This window comes from Pararhodospirillum oryzae (assembly GCF_007992075.1).
GTDB classification, from domain to species: domain Bacteria; phylum Pseudomonadota; class Alphaproteobacteria; order Rhodospirillales; family Rhodospirillaceae; genus Pararhodospirillum; species Pararhodospirillum oryzae.
Genome location: NZ_BJZO01000170.1, coordinates 1 through 1,918 on the forward strand (window position 1 = coordinate 1; position 1,918 = coordinate 1,918).

General features: G+C 70.4%; 1 protein-coding gene. It reads left to right on the forward strand.

Annotated features, from left to right (window positions below; translation table 11 throughout):
• The coding region (locus tag ROR02_RS17490; RefSeq protein WP_281291063.1) for a DUF5801 repeats-in-toxin domain-containing protein at positions 1 to 1,918 on the forward strand (1,918 nt) is incomplete at both ends.

Here is a 1,918-nt window from a genome sequence, read left to right on the forward strand (position 1 = left end):
GGGGGCAGCGACGTTTATGACGGCGGGTCGGGGACGGACACGCTGCGGATCACGCTGACGGCGGACGACCTGAGCAACCCGGCGGTGGTGCACGATCTGGAGGCGCTGCGGGACTTCATCGCGGCTCACGCCGACCCGACGAGCGCCAGCGGCGAGGGGGCCTCGGCGACGTTCGACGCGCTGGGCCTGACGGTGCGCAACTGGGAGCGGGTTGAGTTCGTGGACGCGAACGGGGAGCCGATCCCGGTGGACAGCCTGCCGACGGCGGCGGATCTGGAAACGTCGGTGAGCGAAGCGGCCGTGGGGACGGCGGGCGCGACGGTGACGGGCCAGCTGCCGGTTGACTTTGGCTACGACGACGGCAGCCACGGAGGCACGACGACGCCGTCGGTGACGCTGGTTGAGCTGTCGGAGCCGGTGACGAGCGGCGGCGAGCCGGTGACGGTGACGCTGAGCGAGGATGGCTCGACGCTGACGGGGACGGACGCGCACGGGGATCCGGTGTTCACGCTGACGGTGAACCCGGAAACCGGGGAATACACGTTCACGCAGCAAGGCCCGCTGGATCACGGCCCCGAGGGATCGGCGACGGCGGACAGCCTGCCGCTTGCGTTCACCTACCAGGTGACGGACGCGGACGGGTCGGTGGCCGAGGCGACGCTGACGGTGAATGTGGCGGACGACACCCCGGTGGCGGTGGACGACACGGCGAGCCTTGACGTGATCGGAGCCGATCCGGCGACGGTGACGGGGTCGCTGGTGAACAACGACGACCTGGGGACCGACGGGTTCGGGCGCCTGACGTCGATCACGGTGGATGGCCAGTCGTACACGCCGGCGGAAGGCGAAACGACGGTGACGGTGACGACGCCGGCGGGGGCGACGCTGGTGGTTGACTTCGCGACCGGCGCCTACAGCTACACGGCGCAGCCGACGCAGGCCGATGGCGTGGAGCGGATTGGCTACACGGTGGCGGACGCGGACGGAGACACGGCGTCGGCGACGCTTTCGGTGACGGTTGACGCGCCGGACGCGGACACGCCGACCCTTTCGGTTTCGGCGGCGAGCGGGGTTGAAGACACGGCGATCGAGATTGGCACGCACATCCAGGCGTCGTTGAACGACACGGATGGGGCGGAAACGCTGTCGATCACGCTGTCGGACATTCCGGAAGGGGCGGTTCTCGCGAACACGAACGGGGACACGCTGACGGTTGGGGCGGACGGAACGATCACGCTGACGCCGGCGCAGCTGGCGGGTCTGACGATCACGGCGCCGCAAGACAGCTCGGCCGACTTCACGCTGCGGGTGACGGCGACGGCGACGGAAGTGGACGGGTCGACGGCGTCGGCAACGGCGTCGCTCGCGGTGACGGTGAGGCCGGACGCGGACGACCCGACGGCTTCGGGAACGGGGTCGGTGACGGTGTCGACGGCGCTGTCGGGGAACGACACGCTGGTGGGGACGGATGGATCCGACACGCTGCAAGGCGGTGGCGGGGACGACGTCCTGACGGGAGGCGCGGGCGCGGACGAACTGCACGGCGACACGGAAAGCGGAATGGTGTCGGTTGCGCTGACCATCGAGGGCGCGACGGGCGAGGCGCTGCACGCGGCGGCTGGAACGACGGCGGCGGACGACGGATCGGAAACGATCACGGGGTTCACGCTGTCGGGTTTCCCGGCGGGAGCGGAAGTGTACGCGGGCGACGGAACGCGGCTGGCGGCGAACGCGGACGGCTCCGTTGAGGTGACGGCGGAACAGATGCCGGGCCTGAGGGTCGAGGTTCCCGTGGGAACGGCGCCGTTCGAGGTTTCGGTTTCGGTGACGGCGACGGACACGGACGCGGACGACGGTTCGACGGACACGGCGACGGCGGACGGGGCGCTGACCATCCAGGTGACGGTTGATCCGGGCG